Annotated in this window: 2 protein-coding genes and 1 pseudogene; 1 reads left to right on the top strand and 2 read right to left on the bottom strand. The window is 49.5% G+C overall.

Annotated features, from left to right (window positions below):
* Window positions 1–54: 54 nt before the first annotated feature.
* Window positions 55–2,355, bottom strand: coding sequence for a methyl-accepting chemotaxis protein (locus tag EJP87_RS10530; protein WP_130471832.1), 2,301 nt, complete (start codon window positions 2,353–2,355; stop codon window positions 55–57).
* A gap of 70 nt (window positions 2,356–2,425) precedes the next feature.
* Window positions 2,426–2,764 (bottom strand): hypothetical protein, encoded by a 339-nt coding sequence (locus tag EJP87_RS10525; protein WP_130471831.1) that lies wholly within the window; start codon window positions 2,762–2,764, stop codon window positions 2,426–2,428.
* A gap of 19 nt (window positions 2,765–2,783) precedes the next feature.
* Between EJP87_RS10525 and EJP87_RS10520 the strand changes: the two are divergent.
* Window positions 2,784–3,132: pseudogene (locus tag EJP87_RS10520) on the top strand (hypothetical protein); the annotation flags it as partial.

The following is a 3,132-nucleotide window of genomic DNA, read 5'->3' as shown; positions in this document are numbered from 1 at the left end:
AACCATCACGAACCTGAATACTTACGATCTTTAGTTGCCCATTCTGTCCGTCACTTAAGCGGCTACTTTGAAGAAGGCAATCGCCTCCTGCAGGCGTTCGGCCTGTTTGCTGAGATCTTCAGCAGAAGCAGACATCTCTTCCGCCATGCCAGCATTTTTCTGAATCACTTGATCCAATTGTTGAATCGCTTGATTGACCTGAGTAGCCCCTTCGGCCTGTTCTTGCGAACCCGTGGCAATCTCTTGAACCAGTTGTGCTGTTTTCATGATGTTGGGCACCAGCGTTGTGAGCAACTCTCCTGCCTTTTCCGAGATGTGCAGGGTGGTCGAAGAGAGTTGGCCGATCTCACCGGCGGCAATTTGGCTGCGTTCGGCCAATTTACGCACTTCGGCGGCCACAACAGCAAAACCTTTACCATGTTCACCGGCACGTGCGGCTTCGATGGCGGCATTAAGGGCCAAAAGGTTGGTTTGCCGAGCAATTTCATCGATAATGGAGATTTTGGCGGCAATTTCGCGTATAGCTCCCAGCGATTGTTGCACTGCTGACCCACTCTCACCGGCATCTTGCGCCGCTTTGCGGGCCATCTGTTCAGTAGCATGGGCATTTTCAGTATTTTGTTGGATGTTTGCAGTCATCTGCTCCATGGCTGAGGAGGTTTGTTCGACGGCTGCCGCTTGCTCTGTTGCTCCTTGCGATACGGTTTGTGCCCCATCGTTGACGGCATTGCTTTCATTGATTACCCGTCCTCCCACATCAATGATCACTTTGACCGTATTATTTAAGTTTTCCACCATATGGCGGACTGCGCCATAGATGCCAATGGCAGGCTGTTGGGAGTCAAAAGAGATATTCAGATCCCCTTCGGCCAGACGATTGGCGATAGCCATGACCATTTGCGGCTCGCCGCCCACCTGATGCAGCATGATCTGCGCCAGCACAGCGCTGAGCATAATACTGATGATGGTGACTGCCACCGTAAAAATCAGATAACCTGTGAAGGCCTGTTTGGCCTCATTGTCCAATTGTTCGGTACGTTCCGCCAAATCCTTGGAGAGACGATCTTCCACCTCTTTGAGCAGATTGATTTTGCTGGTGATGGTATTAAACCAGTGGCTTGGATCGATACCAAACTGCCCGACTGCTGTTGATTTGAGCAGACGGCGAATGGCTTGATCGGCAGGTCCATCATCAATTTTTACCCCCAATTTGCTGTCGTTATCGATCTCCTGCAGTGATTTGCCTTGGGTTTGCAGGGTGATAATGGCTTCAATGCTGCGATGGTAGGCTTCGATATTTTCAGCAACAATGTCAATATCTTTACGTTGTTCATCACTGAGCATTTCCGGCGGCAGGGCGCGAATGCTGGTGATGGTCTCTTGGACGTTGCGATAGACCTCTGTAAACTGTTTTTTATATTTTTCTTGTACATCCACTTGTGGAATGCTGCCGCCAGCACCATAAATGGCGCCGCGAATCAGCAGATTTTTGGCCGTATGATAGATGCCGCGCAAAGCCATGTTTTGATACAGTTGACCAAGATATTGATACAAAGGGGAAACTGTGCCAGCCTTGAAAGCAATATCACGCATTTTTTCCACTTCAGCAACTTCTGGAGCACGCATTTTTTGGTTGTAGAATTCAACCTGTTCCGGGAGCGCCAGCGCGTGAAAACGGCGAAAATAGGTGGCTTGTTCGGAGACCAGTTTGGCAAAATCCACATAAACACCAGGAGCAAACCGATTCTGGGAGAAGGTGTTGGTCAAAATCGCCCGTTCGATGCCGACGCGCTCTTTGCCAAGAAGAAAATTGGCATAGGAGTTACTCAGGGAGGCCATCTCCACAGTAGCAGAGAGTTTGGCAAGAATACCCACCGCTTCCAGCAGTTCATTGTTCAGACTGGTGTAATGAGAAATAGCCTCTTTAGCCTGAATGGATTGCGAATCTACGCGACCTCGTATGCTGTCCAGTCCGTCGATCAGTCTGCTGGCCCGTTCCATTTGTGCCCCAAGACCATGACCAAAACTGTGCATATCCATCTGTTTGAGTGTATTACGCACCACCTGAATGCGTTGATTGGTTTCGCTGCGCTGTTTAGGCAGCTCTTCGCGAAATTTTTGTCCTTTGCTGCCCAAAAAGCCAGCGGTCATGCCACGCTCTTTTTGTGATTCATGCACCAGGGCGCTGCTGACTACGGCCAGAGAGGAGACTGCCTGCATCGAATCCATTTGCAGCATCAATGACCGCTTGTTCAACACTCCTTGCACGCCAAAGAGCAGCAGAGCAGCAATGGGCAATAGCAACATCACAACAAATTTTGCGCGCAGCGGGAGTGACTCCAACCATTTTTTCATATATTGCTCTCCCCCTCAGTCTCATACCAGTAAGTGGTGGATCCAGAATGTGATTATAAAAGGTATAAGGCTATTTTTTCTTGATTTTTTTGTTTTTGTCCACTTTTTGTTTGTCGTTGGTTTTGTCGCCAGCCCAGACAGTACTCTCCCGATTCAAGGTAGTTAAGGGCAATAAATCGCGGAAGATTGACTGAAAATCAGTTACAATATTGCGTGGAGCCGGATGTACTGCCTCCATTTCTGCCAGAAAAGCGGCAGCTTCTGCGACATCATCTGAATTGTCTTCGCTCTTTTCGGTTTTGCGTTTTTGTTTTTTATTGCGCTCATCCGTTTGCAGAAGGCCGGTATCGGTTATTGGCTCTATCGTGTATCTTTTTTCCTCTGCAGGGGGCTCTTCTGTCTCTTCCAAAGATGCTTCGCTCACCTTTGTGGAGGAGGATTCTGCACTCTCTTCCAGAGATGCTTCACTGGCCTCGCTAGAGGAGGACTCCTCAGCTTCCTCCAGGGATGAATCGCTCACCTTGGTGGAGGCTGGCTCTTCTGTCTCTTCTACAGGTGTTGCGCTCACCTCATTGGTGGAGGTCACTTCTGTCTCTTCCAGAGATCTTTCACTTGCCTCGGTAGAGGAGGGCTCCTCAGCTTCCTCCAAGGATGAATCGCTTTCTTCGGTAGAGGAGGAGGGCTCCTCAGCTTCCTCCAAGGATGAATCGCTTTCTTCGGTAGAGGAGGCGTCTGCACTCTCCTCCAAGGATGAATCGCTTTCTTCGGTAGAGGAGG

The organism is Candidatus Magnetaquicoccus inordinatus (assembly GCF_004217665.1).
Lineage (GTDB): Bacteria > Pseudomonadota > Magnetococcia > Magnetococcales > Magnetaquicoccaceae > Magnetaquicoccus > Magnetaquicoccus inordinatus.
Note: the sequence above shows the minus strand (reverse complement) of the source record. Positions and strands in the feature narration are given on the sequence as shown.

What these genes read in the sequence shown, in the direction of transcription:
- EJP87_RS10530 (WP_130471832.1), bottom strand. Translation starts at nt 2,355, where the DNA reads ATGAAAAAATGGTTGGAGTCACTCCCGCTGCGCGCAAAATTTGTTGTG.